General features: G+C 60.9%; 15 protein-coding genes. 5 read left to right on the top strand and 10 right to left on the bottom strand.

All coding sequences use genetic code 11. The annotated features are described in order from the left end of the window. Positions 1 to 479: electron transfer flavoprotein subunit alpha/FixB family protein (locus AC57B6_RS12300; RefSeq protein WP_496421430.1), on the top strand; the 479-nt coding region annotated here is incomplete at its 5' end. Positions 480 to 582: 103 nt separating this feature from the next. Beyond that, positions 583 to 2,010 carry a purine-cytosine permease family protein gene (locus AC57B6_RS12295; protein ID WP_030099512.1) on the top strand — a complete coding sequence of 476 codons (1,428 nt, stop codon included), beginning with the start codon at positions 583 to 585 and terminating at the stop codon, positions 2,008 to 2,010. 60 nt (positions 2,011 to 2,070) lie between these two features. Here the strand turns inward: AC57B6_RS12295 and AC57B6_RS12290 are convergent, their stop codons facing one another. The 6 genes from AC57B6_RS12290 to AC57B6_RS12265 form a co-directional block, all read right to left on the bottom strand. Continuing rightward, positions 2,071 to 2,505 carry a RidA family protein gene (locus tag AC57B6_RS12290; RefSeq protein WP_046572261.1) on the bottom strand — a complete coding sequence of 145 codons (435 nt, stop codon included), beginning with the start codon at positions 2,503 to 2,505 and terminating at the stop codon, positions 2,071 to 2,073. After that, positions 2,492 to 3,226 (bottom strand): DUF3726 domain-containing protein, encoded by a 735-nt coding sequence (locus AC57B6_RS12285; protein WP_406869774.1) that lies wholly within the window; start codon positions 3,224 to 3,226, stop codon positions 2,492 to 2,494. The genes AC57B6_RS12290 and AC57B6_RS12285 overlap by 14 nt, the downstream gene beginning before the upstream one ends. 7 nt (positions 3,227 to 3,233) lie before the next feature. Continuing rightward, complete coding sequence (locus AC57B6_RS12280; protein WP_496421429.1) at positions 3,234 to 5,006, bottom strand: hypothetical protein; 1,773 nt, start codon at positions 5,004 to 5,006, stop codon at positions 3,234 to 3,236. Next, positions 5,003 to 6,559: a BCCT family transporter gene (locus AC57B6_RS12275; RefSeq protein WP_028195729.1), complete on the bottom strand. Its 1,557-nt coding sequence runs from the start codon at positions 6,557 to 6,559 to the stop codon at positions 5,003 to 5,005. The genes AC57B6_RS12280 and AC57B6_RS12275 overlap by 4 nt, the downstream gene beginning before the upstream one ends. Positions 6,560 to 6,651: 92 nt before the next feature. Further along, positions 6,652 to 7,698: a dipeptidase gene (locus AC57B6_RS12270; RefSeq protein ID WP_496421428.1), complete on the bottom strand. Its 1,047-nt coding sequence runs from the start codon at positions 7,696 to 7,698 to the stop codon at positions 6,652 to 6,654. A gap of 17 nt (positions 7,699 to 7,715) precedes the next feature. Further along, positions 7,716 to 9,158, bottom strand: a complete 1,443-nt coding sequence (locus AC57B6_RS12265) for an aldehyde dehydrogenase family protein (protein WP_496421427.1) — start codon at positions 9,156 to 9,158, stop codon at positions 7,716 to 7,718. A 103-nt stretch (positions 9,159 to 9,261) separates the two neighbouring features. Between AC57B6_RS12265 and AC57B6_RS12260 the strand changes: the two genes are divergently transcribed. Further along, complete coding sequence (locus AC57B6_RS12260; protein ID WP_046572257.1) at positions 9,262 to 10,182, top strand: LysR family transcriptional regulator; 921 nt, start codon at positions 9,262 to 9,264, stop codon at positions 10,180 to 10,182. Between the two features lie 26 nt (positions 10,183 to 10,208). Here AC57B6_RS12260 and arsH read toward each other — a convergent pair whose 3' ends face one another. The 4 genes from arsH to AC57B6_RS12240 are packed head-to-tail and all read right to left on the bottom strand — an operon-like array spanning position 10,209 to position 12,815. Then, complete coding sequence (arsH, locus tag AC57B6_RS12255; RefSeq protein WP_496421426.1) at positions 10,209 to 10,958, bottom strand: arsenical resistance protein ArsH; 750 nt, start codon at positions 10,956 to 10,958, stop codon at positions 10,209 to 10,211. After that, positions 10,955 to 11,380 (bottom strand): arsenate reductase (glutaredoxin), encoded by a 426-nt coding sequence (arsC, locus tag AC57B6_RS12250; protein ID WP_252890783.1) that lies wholly within the window; start codon positions 11,378 to 11,380, stop codon positions 10,955 to 10,957. Before arsC ends, arsH begins: the two co-directional genes overlap by 4 nt. Further along, a complete protein-coding gene (gene arsB / locus AC57B6_RS12245; protein WP_106355860.1) occupies positions 11,380 to 12,462 on the bottom strand; it encodes an ACR3 family arsenite efflux transporter in 1,083 nt (360 codons plus the stop codon). The genes arsC and arsB overlap by 1 nt, the downstream gene beginning before the upstream one ends. Further along, a complete protein-coding gene (locus tag AC57B6_RS12240) occupies positions 12,459 to 12,815 on the bottom strand; it encodes an ArsR/SmtB family transcription factor (protein ID WP_030099502.1) in 357 nt (118 codons plus the stop codon). Before AC57B6_RS12240 ends, arsB begins: the two co-directional genes overlap by 4 nt. A 209-nt stretch (positions 12,816 to 13,024) precedes the next feature. Between AC57B6_RS12240 and AC57B6_RS12235 the strand changes: the two genes are divergently transcribed. Both AC57B6_RS12235 and AC57B6_RS12230 read left to right on the top strand, forming a co-directional pair. Further along, positions 13,025 to 13,936 (top strand): LysR family transcriptional regulator, encoded by a 912-nt coding sequence (locus AC57B6_RS12235; RefSeq protein ID WP_178370693.1) that lies wholly within the window; start codon positions 13,025 to 13,027, stop codon positions 13,934 to 13,936. 219 nt (positions 13,937 to 14,155) lie between these two features. Beyond that, entirely contained in the window at positions 14,156 to 14,923 is a 768-nt protein-coding gene (locus AC57B6_RS12230; protein WP_028195736.1) for an SDR family NAD(P)-dependent oxidoreductase, read from the top strand. Positions 14,924 to 15,094 lie beyond the last annotated feature (171 nt).

Here is a 15,094-nt window from a genome sequence, read left to right as displayed (position 1 = left end):
TCGATGCGGTTGCAGCCGAAGGCGGCAGCGCAACGGTCGAGAAGATCGAAGCAGCCGCCGATAGCGGCCTGTCGCAATTCGTGAGCCGTGAAGTCACGAAGCTGGACCGTCCTGAGCTGACCTCGGCGAAGATCATCGTCTCGGGTGGCCGCGGTCTGGGTAACGGCGAGAACTACACCAAGGTTCTGGAACCGCTGGCCGACAAGCTGAACGCAGCGCTGGGCGCCTCGCGCGCGGCAGTGGACGCGGGTTTCGTGCCGAACGACTATCAGGTCGGCCAGACTGGCAAGATCGTCGCGCCGCAACTGTACCTGGCCGTCGGCATCTCGGGTGCGATCCAGCATCTGGCCGGGATGAAGGACTCGAAGGTGATCGTGGCGATCAACAAGGACCCGGAAGCGCCGATTTTCAGCGTCGCCGATTATGGTCTGGTGGGCGATCTTCACGACATCGTGCCGTCACTTGCGGCACAGATCTGAACGGCGCAAGCCAGTTTGTTCAACGCCTCGTGCGCCGCACCGCGATTCGCGGCGAGCACGGGCACGATACCTCAGCAGTTCCCTTTCCGAGAGGAGCGCAACAATGGCCCGTACCGCATCACATAGTGGAAGAACCGCTCTGGTAGAGCGGCGTTCAATCGACTACATTCCCGACGCCGAGCGTCACGGCAATTTGTTCAGCCAGTTCACGCTCTGGTTCGGGGCGAACCTGCAGATCACAGCAGTGGTGGTCGGCGCGCTCGCCGTCGTGCTGGGCGGCGACGTATTCTGGTCACTGATCGGACTTCTGATCGGGCAGATTCTTGGTGGCTCGGTCATGGCCTTGCACGGCGCGCAGGGCCCGCAACTCGGCTTGCCACAAATGATTTCGAGCCGCGTGCAGTTTGGCGTCTATGGCGCAATCATCCCACTCGTGCTCGTCTGCGTGATGTATGTGGGTTTCTCCGCGGGCGGCACGGTGCTCGCCGGCCAGGCCATTGGTGAACTACTGGCAGTGAACAATACGGTCGCGATCCTGATCTTTGCCGCCGTGGTAATCCTGCTGACCGGGCTAGGCTACCGAATCATTCACGCAATGGGTCGCGTATCGAGCATCATCGGCACACTGGCCTTCCTGTATCTCTTCGCCACTCTCCTGAGCGGCCACACATGGAGCACGCTCCTCGCTCACCGGCATTTCACCGTCGCCTCTTTCCTGCTCGCAGTTTCGCTTTCGGCGTCCTGGCAGATCGCATACGGTCCCTACGTTGCCGACTATTCGCGCTATCTGCCGAAATCCACCTCGGCGCTCCATACCTTCCTGGCTGTATTCAGCGGAACAGTCATCGGTGCGCAGGTTTCGATGACGTTTGGCGTGCTCGCCGCCTCGCTCGCGGGCGACCGCTTCGCCGGGCACGAAGTCGCGTTTATCGTCGGTCTCGGCGCAACAGGTATGATCGCCTCGATCCTTTACTTCGCGATTGCGCTCGGCAAGCTCACCATCACAACGCTTAATGCCTATGGCAGTGTGATGTCAGTGGCGACGATCGTCACCGGCCTCGGTCAGCGCCGCGAAGTTTCGCAACGGACCCGCCTCGTTTTCGTGATTCTCTCCGTGGGCGTGTCGAGCGCTCTTGCGCTCGCCGGGCAGCATTCATTTCTGAAGGCGTTCTCGTCATTCCTGCTGTTCCTGCTGGTGTTCTTCACACCGTGGAGTGCGATCAACCTCGTCGATTACTACTGGGTGACGCGCGAGCGCTACGACGTGCCCGCGCTCTTCGACGCCAATGGCCGCTACGGGCGCTGGAATCCGGTGGGCATAGCCGTCTACATGGTGGGCGTGTTGGTGCAGATGCCGTTCGTCGCCACGGGTTTTTATACCGGGCAGTGGGTCGGATATCTTGGCGGCGTGGACATATCGTGGATCGTCGGCATTATCGTGCCCGGCACGCTGTACTACGTCGCGACCCGCTTCACGCCTTCACGCCTGCCTGACCAGCTCATCCTGCCGGATACGGTCGGCGACGCCTGAGAACGCGAGCGCCTCAACACACGGGGCGGTGTGCTCAACCGTCAACAGTGAGGCGCGCCGCTAGCGCGCCTGCGGCCTCGCGCAGGCGTACGCCACGATTTCCACCAGCATTTCCTCACGAGCAAGGCCGGCCACGACGAACGATGCGCGGTTTGGAAACGGCGCCGAGAAATGCTCCCGATACACCGCGTTGACGGCCGGCAACCACGCCCGATCCGTCACATAGATGAGAATCTGCGCGACGTCGCGATATGACGCGCCGGCCGCGGCCAGCGTCTGCATCAAATTTTCGAAGACCTGCTGCGCCTGCTTCTCGATACCTCCCGCAACGACAGCACCATCGGCACCCACCGGTATCTGCGCCGTATATAGCGTGCCGTTGCTGAGGACCGCCCATTCGAAAAGCTGCGTGGCGCTTTGCGGCAGACCGGTCCTGATTACGCTGACATCATTGACAATACGATCACGTTCCGCGTGCACCTTAGAATCCGTCATCCGCGCCTCCTGCACCGTGTTCTCGCGACGCCTGCGTGGCTGGAACAAGCACCTTGTCCTTCCACGCAACCAACCGGTCGAGATGCGAAGCATGGACCTCGATACCGCGCCACAAGGCATCGCGATAGCGCGCCTCCAGTTCCGCCTGATCGATTGCTCCGGCGAGCGGCACATCCCCGGCACGCGATGCTTTCGATGCCGCCTCGTCCACCCTGCAACAAACCGTGAGTTCCGGCGCCGTGGTCGCTGCCTCGGCGCTGAAACCCAGGTAGTCTGGATACTCGTCGTGTCCAGATGCGGTGGCAAAATGCCGGCCGGCAGCGTCTGTCCACGAAAGATCGAACCGGCGGCCGCGCCTGCACATGACCTTCAGCCCATACAGAGCCAAACGCGGCGACAACGCATTGGACACCCGCACGGTACCCACGCCAGCCTGCGTCGCCCGCGCCCACGCCAGCTCAAATGCGAGCAGGCAGCCAGCGAGCCCCGCACAGGAGGTAGTTCCCTGTGCGCCTGTGCGCCGCGTGGCCGCAAACGCCGGCTCGACGCAATATGCCTCCTGCCGCGCGGCGCCTAGCAGCGCACCAATTGCATCCATGCCGTCGAAGTCCATCGCCTGCAGCCATACCGCAGCTTGCGCAGCGTCCTCATAGTCGCCTTGCGCCCAGCCGCTGCCTTCCAGCGCGCTACGGCACAGTGAGCTCAATTCGTTGATTGCCATTTTCACGTTAAAGCCCCCCTACGTCGTTGCCGCCCGGCACGCACGGAAACGCCCAATCGTCGACCATCTCCGGCGACAGATCATCGAGCGTCGGGGCGCCCTGAAAGAGCGTGACCCGAACCCAGAGATTCGACTTCGGATCGAACTTGCTCGCACCGAACATGGACAGCTTGGCTCGCATCAGATCGATCGGCAGCATGTCTCGCGCCAGCAGGTTGTGACGGATTTCACCGTAAGCATGCGATGTGAGCGCCTGAATTCGCCGCACTATGGCGCGATGCTCAGGCGCCTCGCCGACAAACTCCGCGACAGTGCGTAAGCCATCCGCTTCCGCTTTCAGCTTCGTGTGCAGCCGCAGCACCTGACGCGCAATGTCCAATGGGACCTCCCGCTCCGCCCCTTTCTCCTCGGCACGCACGCCAAGCCGCGGCTCTTCCTTTTCCGCCGATCTGTACCAGAAGAAATGATCGTCGTCACGTTGCGCTTCGGGCTGCTCGAATACCCATCGGTAGTCCTGTTCGACAATCTTGAGCAATTCTCCAACAGACATGTCTGGATCGAGCGCTTGCGCATCATCCACCGGCGCCGCACATTCAATCGAATCCACCAAGGCCGGATAAAGTTCGAGCAACACAGTGACGAAGACTTCCTGCGTCGCACAGGAAAGCGCCTGAGCCGTCCATGCAAACAACTCGCTCCAGCGGAACGTGTCTTTTCGTTCGTAACGTATCTGCAGCTCACGCTCCAGCCGTGGCAACTCTGCAAGAATCAACGCATTGCGAGCCGCTTCCTGCGGATGATCGGTGTGAACCTGAGAAACGTGGCGTGCCGCACGCGCGATCAATCCCATACAGCGTCCGAATGCAGCGGGTTCGACTGATTCAACGCCGAGCACGCGAGCAAGCGCGGTCTCGCGTGCCCGTATCCACTGATCGACCTGAATCGGATGACGCACGAGAAACGGCGCCATGCCAAGCCCGGTTGCATTGCCCACCCCAAGATAGCGCCGGAAGCTGTGCGCCAGTTTGACCGCTGCGCGCGGATTGCGCCGCGCCGCAACGTGCTCGACAAGCCGCACGCTAAAGTCACGCAGCACGAAGACGGCGCACATCTGCGCAGAGAAGCCGCGATTGAATGCCTGGCTGTCGACGAGCCGTGGATAGTCCGCAATGCCGAATTTTCCGTTGCCGTACACCGCGGTCGTCCGGATCAGATAGCCGACCCGTTCGAACATGGCGGGATCGGGTTGCCTCCCCGCGGCAAGGCATTCCGCCACGTAGCTAAAGTTGCGCACGCTCTTGTTCGCGCGGCACAGGACGAGGTCGTTTGCACGCAGACGCCCCGCTTCCTGCAACGGGACATTCCCGCGCAAGTACTCAATGTCGGCGGCGCTGGGAACTCCGCAGAGCAGCGCTGACGTAACGTCCCACTTCTGGGCGATGACCCGGTCGGTCCGCTCGGCGTCGTCGAGATGCTGCGAGAAAATCACCTGACTGTAGCGCTCGCCATAGGCTTCGATGGTATAGATGCAAACACCATAGCCGTTGTCATCGAGATCCATGTGGGTGACGCGGACCCGCCAGTTGTCGTGCGCCATCCGCCGTACGAGCGAACGCACGAAGCTCAGACGGGTACCGTGCATCGCGCCGAGACGTTCGGTGCGGTTCGTGATGTCGGGACTGCGCAGCGGTGCGCTGGGATACGCTGCGGAGTCCGCAGGTTCGCCGACTCCCGCAAGGCGCTCGCGTTGTTCTTCCATGATCGCGTCGTGCGCCATCATTTCACTCCTTGTTCTGCGGCCATCGTGCGGGCGATACGAACCGCGTCCCACAACGAAGGCAGAATGATGATCGACACAGGCACGGCCGTAATCACAATGAACGACTGCAATGCGCTCACGCCGCCGGCGCCCATCGTAATCAACACGGCGCCCACCAGACCCATGCCGACCGCCCAGAAAATCTTCAACCAGTTGCCAGGCTCGCCGCGATCGCCGGTCACCGCCATCGCGATGGTGTAGGCCATCGAACCGCCGTTCGTCACCACCGAGAAGAAGCTGAGAAACAGGAACAACGCGGAAATCAGGTTACGCAACGGCATCGCCTGAGCAACGCCTAACAGCAGCGCCTCGGGTTGCGTGCCATGGCCGATTACCACGCCGGGCGACTTCAGTTCGAGACCGATTCCGGTGCCACCGACCAGCGTGAACCACAGCATCGTGATCAGCGGCGCCGCGACCGACAACAGCACCACCACTTCGCGGATCGTGCGGCCGCGCGATACTTTCGCGACGTAGATCGCCATGATCGGCGCGTAGCCAATAAACCAGCCCCAGTAGAAGAGCGTCCATGAATTGAGCCACTTGCCATCGCCGCGATACATGGCGGTTTGCGCGAAATCGACAATGTGTGTGGCGAACGCCTTGAAAAAGACCGTAGTCAGAAATTCGGTCGGCCCGAATGCATAAAGGAATGCAGCGAGTCCGAGCATCAGCCACACGTGGATCTTGCAGACGAAGCGCAGCCCTTCGAGGCCGGCAATGCAGGCCGCCGTGAAGATCGCCGTGACCGCAAGAATGACGAGCGCCTGCGTGGTGATCGTGTCGGGTACGTTCCAGACGGAATGGAGCACGTAGGCAATCTGCAGACCGAGAAAGCCGATCGGTCCAATTGTCCCCGCGGCAACCGCAATGATCGACGTTGCATCGGCTATCGCTGCAATCGGCCCTTTGAGAGCCCGTGCGCCGAACAACGGATACAACAAGGTACGCGGCGCAAGCGGCAAGCCCTTGTCATAGTGCAAATGCATCAACACGATACTCAGCAGACTGCCCAGCACGGCCCACGCGAGAAAGCCCCAGTGCAGGAAGGATTGCGCAAGCGCCGCGACACCGCCCGCATAGGTTTTGCCCGGCACGCCGTAAAAGGGCGGCGGATTGACGAAATGCATCAAGGGCTCGGCGGCTGCCCAGAAAGCACCGCCGCCGGCCAGCAGCGCGCACATGATGATCACCACCCAGTTGAACGTCGAATTGGACGGTTTTTGCGCGATGCCACCGAGTTTCACGCGCCCGAGCTTCGAAAACGCGATGCCGAGACTGACCGCGAAGGTGGCGAGCATCAGCACTTGCCAGTAGAGCCCGAACCCTCTTGTGGCCCAGGTGAAAGCCGTGTCCACCGCCGTGGTTAGCCAGGGCAGATTGACCAGCGCTGCGATCAGGAACAGCAGGAAGAAGCCGCCACTGATCCAGAAAATGGGCCAGTCGATGCTTCCTTTGCGATGAGCCACTGCATGACCTTTGGCTGCAATGCTTGCCGTAGTTGGAATTTCCATGTCTCCTCCAGGAGGATAAATCGTTATGGCGCCGGTACGTTGTTGTATGAAGGCGGCACCGTTTGAATTGATGTGACGAGGCAGCGGTGCGGCTAGGACATCGCCACTGCGCAGCCTTGCGCTTCATCTGTCTCGGGCACGCTCGCGTAACGGCTGTTTTCCGCGTCACGCAGAATCCGCATCCAGTTGCCGCCCATGATCCTCGCGATGTCGGCGTCGGCAAAACCTGCGTGCTCCAGCGCGGCCGTCAGGTTTGGAAAGTCCGCGCTCGACCGGAACCAGCTGACCGGCTCGGGCCATGCGGCATTGTTCGCGCTGCCTTCGCCAAAATCCGTCTCCTTGCTCCAGCGGCCATTGCGCATCCACTCGAGCACGCTGTACGGCTGCCCCTGACACAGATCGCTACCGATGCCGACGTGGTCGATACCGATCAGATCGACAGTACGCGCCACCATGTCGGTGAATTCGCCGGCGGTGCAACGGCTACCGTTCTTCAGATGAAAGGGATAAAGGCTGAATCCGACCAGGCCGCCGCGCGACGCGAGCGCACGCAATACGTGGTCCGATTTGTTGCGTTTGGCTTCGTGGAAAAAGCTCGGATTCGCGTGACTGATCACAATCGGCTGCGCGGAAATCTCGATCGCCTCCAGGGTGGAGCGCTCGGCACTGTGCGACATATCGACGATCATGCCGACGCGGTTCATTTCCTCGATCACCACACGGCCAAACCGCGTGACACCGCTATCGGACGACTCATAGCAGCCTGTCGCAAGCAGACTCTGGTTGTTGTACGTCAATTGCATGGTGCGCACGCCGAGGTCGCGGAACACCTCGACGAGACCGATATCGTCCTCGATCGGCGAACAGTTTTGCAATCCGTAGAGAATCGCGATCTTGCCGTCGCGCTTTGCGCGTACCACGTCGTCCATCGTGCGCGCCGGCATCACGAGATCGCCGTGGCGCTCATAAAGTGAATTCCATTCGGCGATACGCGACAGCGTTTCGCGTGCATTCTCCCAGTAGACGATCGTCGCATTGACCGCGGCTACTCCGCCGGCACGCATCTCTTCAAAGATCTGCCGGTTCCAGTTCGAGTACTGCGTGCCGTCGATGACAAGCAAAGCGTTATGGAGGCTCATGGCGTTTCCCCGTCCGTTCAGGCGCGCGTGTAAGAAGTCTTCAGCGTCGTATAGAACTCAGCTGCATTGGGACCCTGCTCGCGCGGGCCGTAGCTCGAAGACTTGCGACCGCCGAATGGCACGTGATAGTCGGTTCCCGCAGTCGGCAGATTCACCATCACACAGCCGGCCTGGGCATTGCGACGAAAATGCGTGGCGTGCTTCAGCGATTGCGTGACGATGCCCGCCGTCAGGCCGAAGGGCGTATCGTTCGAAACCGCCAGCGCCTCGTCGTAGTCGCGCACAGGGATCACGCAGGCAATCGGGCCGAACACTTCGTCGCGATTGAGTTGCATGTCGTTGCGGCCATCGTCGAACAAGGCCGGCGACATGCAATATGCGCGTTCGGGCTGCGCGAGATGTTCACCGCCATGCACGAGCCGCGCGCCTTCGCGCTTGCCGATCTCGATGTACCGAAGATTCTGTTCGAGTTGGCGGGCATCGACCACCGGACCCATCTGCACGCCGTCGTCGAGCGAGCGTCCCACCTTCACGCTGCGCAGTTTTGCGGTGAGCCGCTCGACGAACGGCCGGTGCACCGCGTGTGTCACCACCAGCCGCGACGAGGCTGTGCATTTCTGCCCCGTGCCCGAATAGGCGCCCTGAAACGCGCATTCGACGGCGAGGTCGAGGTCCGCATCGTCGAGCACCACGAGCGCGTTCTTGCTGCCCATCTCCATCTGCAGCTTGATGAGATTCGGCGCGGCGACGCCCGCGAGGCGCCGGCCGGTGTCCACCGAGCCGGTAAAGGAAATACCGTTGACCGATTGGGAAGCAGCAAGCTCGTTGCCAACCGATGCGCCCGCGCCCATCAGCAGGTTGAAGGTGCCGGCAGGCAATGCCTGGCGGCTGATGATTTCCGTGAGCGCCCAGGCACTAGCGGGCGTCAGATTGGCTGGCTTGAACAGCACCGCGTTACCGAATGCGAGCGCGGGTGCGATTTTCCAGCTTGCGGTCGCCATGGGGAAATTCCAGGGCGTGATCACGCCGACGACACCAAGCGCCTCGCGCTGGATATCGATCTCGATGCCCGCGCGGACCGAATCGGCCTTGCCGCCCAACTGACGGAGCACCTCGGCGGCGAAGTAATGGAAGAACTGTCCTGAACGGGTGACTTCGCCGACGCCTTCCGCGAGCGTCTTGCCCTCTTCGCGCGCCAGCAGCCGCCCCAGTTCCTGACTGCGCGCGATCAGCTCGTCGCCGATAGCTCGCAGCACGTCGTGCCGCTTTTCGAGTCCAGTTGCTGCCCAGAGAGGTTGCGCGACGGCCGCCGCTGCAATGGCCGCGTGCACCTGGCCGCTGGTTGCCTGCGTGTAGCAGCCGATCAGGTCGTCCGTGTCGGACGGACTGCGGTTCTCGACAACCGTTTCGCCGGCCACCCAATGGCCGTCGATCCAGTTCAAAAAAGTCTGAGGATTCATTGTCGATCTCTATGCGTTTGACATGAGACCGATTCTAGAAATAGCTGTAAAATAATCAAAACCAATTGTTTTGATAAATTTATTTGCAAAACTTATCTAGGCTATGGACCGGTTCCCGGATGTAAAGATCGCGCAGTTGCGGCACTTCGTTTCCGTCGTCGAGCATGGCGGCTTCAAGGCCGCAGCGAAGGCCGTGTTCCGCAGCCAGCCGGCGCTGTCGCTATCCATCAAGGAACTGGAAACCGCGCTTGGCGCACCGCTCTTTGAAAAGGGCAGCCATGCGACGCCGACACCGTTCGGCGCCATGCTCTATGGCGAAGCGCGGAAACTCGTCGAGCACTACGAACGCACGATCGCCGCCGCCATCGACGTCGCGCGAGTGCGGGGCGGCAGCGTGCGGGTCGCCGCCGTGCCATCGGTCGCTCACGAAATGCTGCCGCGCGCGATCAGCCGGTTCACCGCACGCTATCCGGGCATCCAACTCCATGTCGAAGACGGCACGGCCGCTTACATCCACGACCGCGTGCGCTCCGGTGCGATCGATTTCGGCATCGCCAGTGCCTCGGAGTCCGAATCGGCGTTGAGCTTTACGCCGCTGATCGCGGACGTCATGTGCGTGGTCGTGAATTCCGGGCACGCGCTTTTCAGGCAACGGCGGGTCGAATGGAGCGATCTGTCGGGGTATCTGCTGATCGGCAACGGCACGATGCGCGCGTTGCCTTCCGCCGTGCGTGAAGCAGCGGCCCAGCAGGACGACATTTTCATTGCCAATACGACTACGCTGCTGGCCGCAGTGGAAAGCGGCGTCGGGCTCACCGTGCTGCCTTATCTTGCGAAGCAACGGTATCGGGACACGCTGCGCTTCATCCCGCTCGACGCGCCGCGCATCGAACGGACCGTGGGATTTGTCGAACTTGCGGGACGATCGCTTAGTCCGGCAGCGGATGCGCTGCGGGCGAGTTTTGTTGAGGATATCGACGCGTCCCGGTTTCCGGAGCTTGTGCGGCGCTTGCTTTCTGGTTGAGGGTTCGTTGGGTGGGAATCGAGAACTCAGCCGGTGTCGGTATTGGCAGCGGTGGCTTCATGCTCCATGGCAGCGGCGGCCAGTTGCTCCGCAAGTTCAGGGTGTGCTTCTTTGCGCTCACTGTACCGATCCGTCAGATAGTCCGAGCGGTCACGGACCATCAATGTGAACTTGTACAGCTCTTCCATCACATCGACCACCCGTTCATAGTACGCGGACGGTTTCATCCGACCATCCGGAGTGAATTCCTGCCATGCCTGCGCCACTGAGGACTGGTTCGGAATAGTCACCATGCGCATCCAGCGGCCGAGCACGCGCAGTGCATTCACAGCGTTAAAAGACTGTGACCCGCCACATACCTGCATGACGGCAAGGGTGCGCCCTTGAGTGGGACGAACGCCGCCGCTTTCGAGTGGAAGCCAGTCAATCTGGTTCTTGAACACAGCAGTCAGCGTGCCGTGACGCTCCGGACTGCACCAGACTTGCCCCTCCGACCACTCGGACAATTGGCGCAACTCCACGACCTTGTGATGATCTGCCGGGACACTATCGACGATGGGAAGCCCATGTGGGTCGAACACTCGCGTTTCAGCGCCGAAGTGACGCAGGATACGTTCAGCTTCGAGCGTTAGTTGACGGCTAAAAGACGTAGCGCGCAGCGACCCATAGAGCAACAAGATACGCGGCGGATGCTGTGATACGACGCGAGGCGTGAGCTTTTGCAGATCAGGCGTATCGAGATGCGCGGCACTGATGTTGGGCAGATCTTCAATCACTTGCTGAGTCTCCGGCCTTCACTGTCGACGACTACCTCGCCGTCTTCCTTTGTGAAGGGCTTGTTTCCCGCCTCAGGCAGGATGTCGAGAACGAGTTCGGAGGGCCGGCAGAGGCGCACGCCGTGCAGCGTCACGACGAACGGACGATTGATAAGGATCGGATGAGACAGCATTGCGTCTAGCAATTGCTCATCGCTCAGCGACATGTCGCCCAGTCCGAGCTCTTCATACGGTGTACCTTTCTCGCGCAGCGCGGCGCGGACAGTGAGGCCCGCTTGCGCTATCAGTGCCTTCAATGTCTCGCGGTCTGGCGGTGTTTTCAGATACTCGACGATCCGAGGTTCAATGCCCGCGTTGCGAATCATCGCCAGTGTATTGCGTGACGTGCCGCAATCCGGGTTGTGATAGATCGAGACGCTCATTACATTTGTCCTTTGATGCGATTGCCTGCTTCGTACCAACGCTGCGACCGGTTTACCACGCCGACCACCAGTAGCATGACCGGCACTTCGATCAGCACGCCAACAACCGTCGAGAGTGCAGCACCTGACTGAAAACCGAACAGACTGATTGCAGTCGCTACGGCGAGCTCGAAAAAGTTGCTCGCGCCGATCAGGCTGGATGGTCCCGCAACGCAATGCGCCACCCCCAACCGACGATTGAGCAGGTAAGCGAGGCCGGAATTGAAAAACACCTGAATCAGGATGGGAACTGCCAGCATGCCGATAATCAGCGGCTCCCTAACAATGGCTTGCCCCTGAAACGCGAACAGCAAGACTAGCGTCGCGAGAAGTGCACAGATCGAATACGGGCCGAGATGTGCGACCATCCGCTGGAAATGTGCGTCGCCCCTGGCAAGCAGGCGCTTACGCAACACTTGCGCAAGGATGACGGGAATGACGATGTACAGCCCGACAGAGATGACGAGCGTGTCCCACGGCACCGTGATAGCGGATAGGCCCAACAACAGCGCGACGAGCGGCGCAAACGCAACGATCATGATCGAATCGTTAAGCGCGACCTGTGACAACGTGAAGTACGGATCGCCCTTGCACAGTTGAGACCAGACAAACACCATCGCCGTACACGGAGCAGCGGCGAGCAGAATCAAGCCTGCAATGTAGCTGTCGATCTGGTCGGCAGGCAGCCACGCCGCAAACGCATGCCGGATAAAAATCCAACCGAGCAGGGCCATCGAAAATGGTTTGACGAACCAGTTCACAAAAAGCGTCACGCCGATACCGCGCCATTGGCTTTTCACCTGCTTCATGGCGGCAAAATCGATCTTAACGAGCATCGGAATGATCATCACCCAGATCAGTACGCCGACCGGCAAATTGACCTGCGCGACTTCCATGTGGCCGACCGCGAAGAAGAGTCCGGGAAGTAATTGGCCAAGCATGACGCCGCCAATGATGCACAGCGCGACCCAGACCGTCAGGTAACGCTCGAAAAACCCGATGGCCGGGCGGCTCGCGCGGATTGCTGTGTCAGTGCTGCTCATTTCGTGTTCGCGTTATTGGCGCACGCCGGGTCAATGCAAAAGTTGGGGAGATCGCTTGCTGCGCAGGTTGCACCCGCGCAGCAGTTCTCCGTCAGAAAGCCGATCAGGCCCGTCATCGCGTCGAAATTCGCCGTGTAGATGACGAAACGCCCTTCCTGTCGAGACTTCACCAGGTCTGCGTGGGAAAGGTCTTTCAGGTGAAACGAGAGACTGGACGGGGATAGGCCAAGCTGCTGCGCGATTCCGCCCGCAGCCTGCCCATCGGGGCCGGCAACGACTAGCAGGCGGAAGATTGCGAGACGCGATTCGTGAGCCAACGCGCTCAGGGCGCGTACAACGAGATTTGAGTCCATGGCGCAAACGATAAGCCATTCACTTCTATATTTCAAGTATTGTTGAAATGATGTGGCGTAAGCCCAGGGGGCGACGAATTTCAACACGCGTTCCGCCCGATCTGGCCGCGTCAGGCGATGTCGTTGCCCGACAATGCCCGCGTGTCTGAAAACGTTCGTCGTTTCGCTACACTGCGCACTTTCGCTGACAACCCTGCAGGAGACCGCACATGGACCGCATGGTGGCAATGGAGACTTTCGTAACTGTTGTCGATGCGGGTTCATTTTCCGCCGCGGCACGCCGATTGAAGCTAGGCCAACCGGCCGTTTCGAAGGCAGTTGCACAGTTGGAGGAACGTCTTGGCGCCCGTTTGCTGTTGAGATCGACACGTGGCCTGGCACCGACCGATGCCGGTCAACGGTTTTACGATCATGCACTCAGGGCGATCGATGAGGCAGAGCGGGCCGAACAGGCGGTACGCGAATCGGCGGATGGCTTGTCCGGACGACTGCGCATAGGCGCAGCCGTCACCTTCGCCCGCCTGCATGTCTTGCCGGCACTGAAGTCTTTCCTTGATCGACATCCCAATCTCAGCATCGATATCGTGCTCGACGATCGGTCCGTCGATCTGCTCGAAGAGGGTGTCGATGTCGCGTTGCGTATGGGCGCCCTGGACGATTCGAATATGACTGCGCGTCGCATCGCCACCGGGCGGCGGGTCGTCGTCGGCACACCCTCGTATTTCGCGCAAGCGGGGCTTCCGCAAACGCCTCGCGACCTTCTCCGGCATCAGGCGGTCGTTCACACGGTTCGAGGCGGCGGTGAGTCGTGGTTGTTCAGCCGCAGTGACGGTTCCGACTCGAACGTCACCTTGTCCGGCCGAATCAGCGTGAACGCAGCCGAAGGCATGCGCACGGCGGTATTCGCGCATATGGGCCTGGCTGTCGCGTCGGAATGGATGTTCGCCCCTGAACTTGCGGACGGCACGGTTCAGGCCGTCCTGACTGACTGGATGTTGCCGCCGATCGACCTGTGGGCAGTGTTTCCGTCCGGTCGCATGGCGACCACGAAGGCGCGTGCCTTCGTCAAGTTTGTCGAGCATCTTCTCAATCAGCGCTCCAGCGATAACCTCACCGCATAGCCGCCTAACCGTCCAGCCGCCTCGCACCAGGGTGCCACTGCTCCGGCCTGCCTCTTCGCAGCGGGAATAGGAGCTATTCCTCACCCGCGACTACCGGGCGATGCCGCCCGAGCGGAGGATACGCATCAACCAATGCACGAAACATTGGCTCCGATGCAGCAGTCCCTTCCGGCTGTTCAGCGCGGAGGACCGCTTTCAAACCTATCCGTTGAGGAAAACATGACCCAAGCTCTGAAAGGCAAACTTGCTCTCGTTACGGGCGCTTCGCGTGGAATCGGTGCAGCTATTGCAGCGCGTCTTGCGCAGGACGGCGCATCGGTGATCGTTCACTATGCGTCGAGTGCGGCGCGGGCCGAAGCAGTCGTCAAGGCGATCCGCGATGCCGGCGGCGAGGCTGAAGCCGTCGGCGCCAACCTGTCGCAACCAGAAGGCATCAAGAATCTCATCGATGCGCTGAACGGCGCGTTCGGCGGCCGCTTCGAGGGGCGGCTCGACATTCTCGTCAACAACGCCGGTACGGTGGAGTACGGACCCTTCCTCGATTCTTCGGACACGTCTTACGACACACATTTCAACCTGAATGTTCGTGCACCGATCGAACTGGCAAAAGACGCGGCGGCGCGAATGGTGGCGGCCGGCTGGGGACGCATTATCAACATAGGTTCGGCCTTTGGCGAAGCCGCGCCGCTGCCCGGTGTAACGCTCTACATCGCATCGAAGTTCGCCATCAGAGGCTTCACTCGCGGGCTATCGCGCGAGCTCGGCAAATATGGCGTAACCGTGAACGCCGTGCAACCCGGCCCGATCGATACAGAACTGGCTCCGCAGCCCGGCACGGAAGACCACGCCACGATGACGAAGCTCGCGAGCGTGGGCCGTTTCGGCAAACCGGCGGAAATCGCTGCAGCTGTAGCGTATCTCGCGAGCCCCGAAGCAGGCTACACGACCGGCGAGAGCCTGACGGTCGACGGCGGATGGATCGCCTGACACGCGTTGCCCGGCCAGGTGCTATCCGCTAGCGACACGTGAATTTCGGATAGCACCAATGCGCCGCCTATGCGACCGCTTTCGCCCGACGGCGAACAGTTATTGGTTAATCGCGCGCTCACGTCGCCGAAATGCCACCATTGATCGGCAGATGCCAACGACAACCGATGT

This window comes from Paraburkholderia sp. BGA-UO-ETr-F12 (assembly GCF_059567945.1).
Note: the sequence above shows the minus strand (reverse complement) of the source record. Positions and strands in the feature narration are given on the sequence as shown.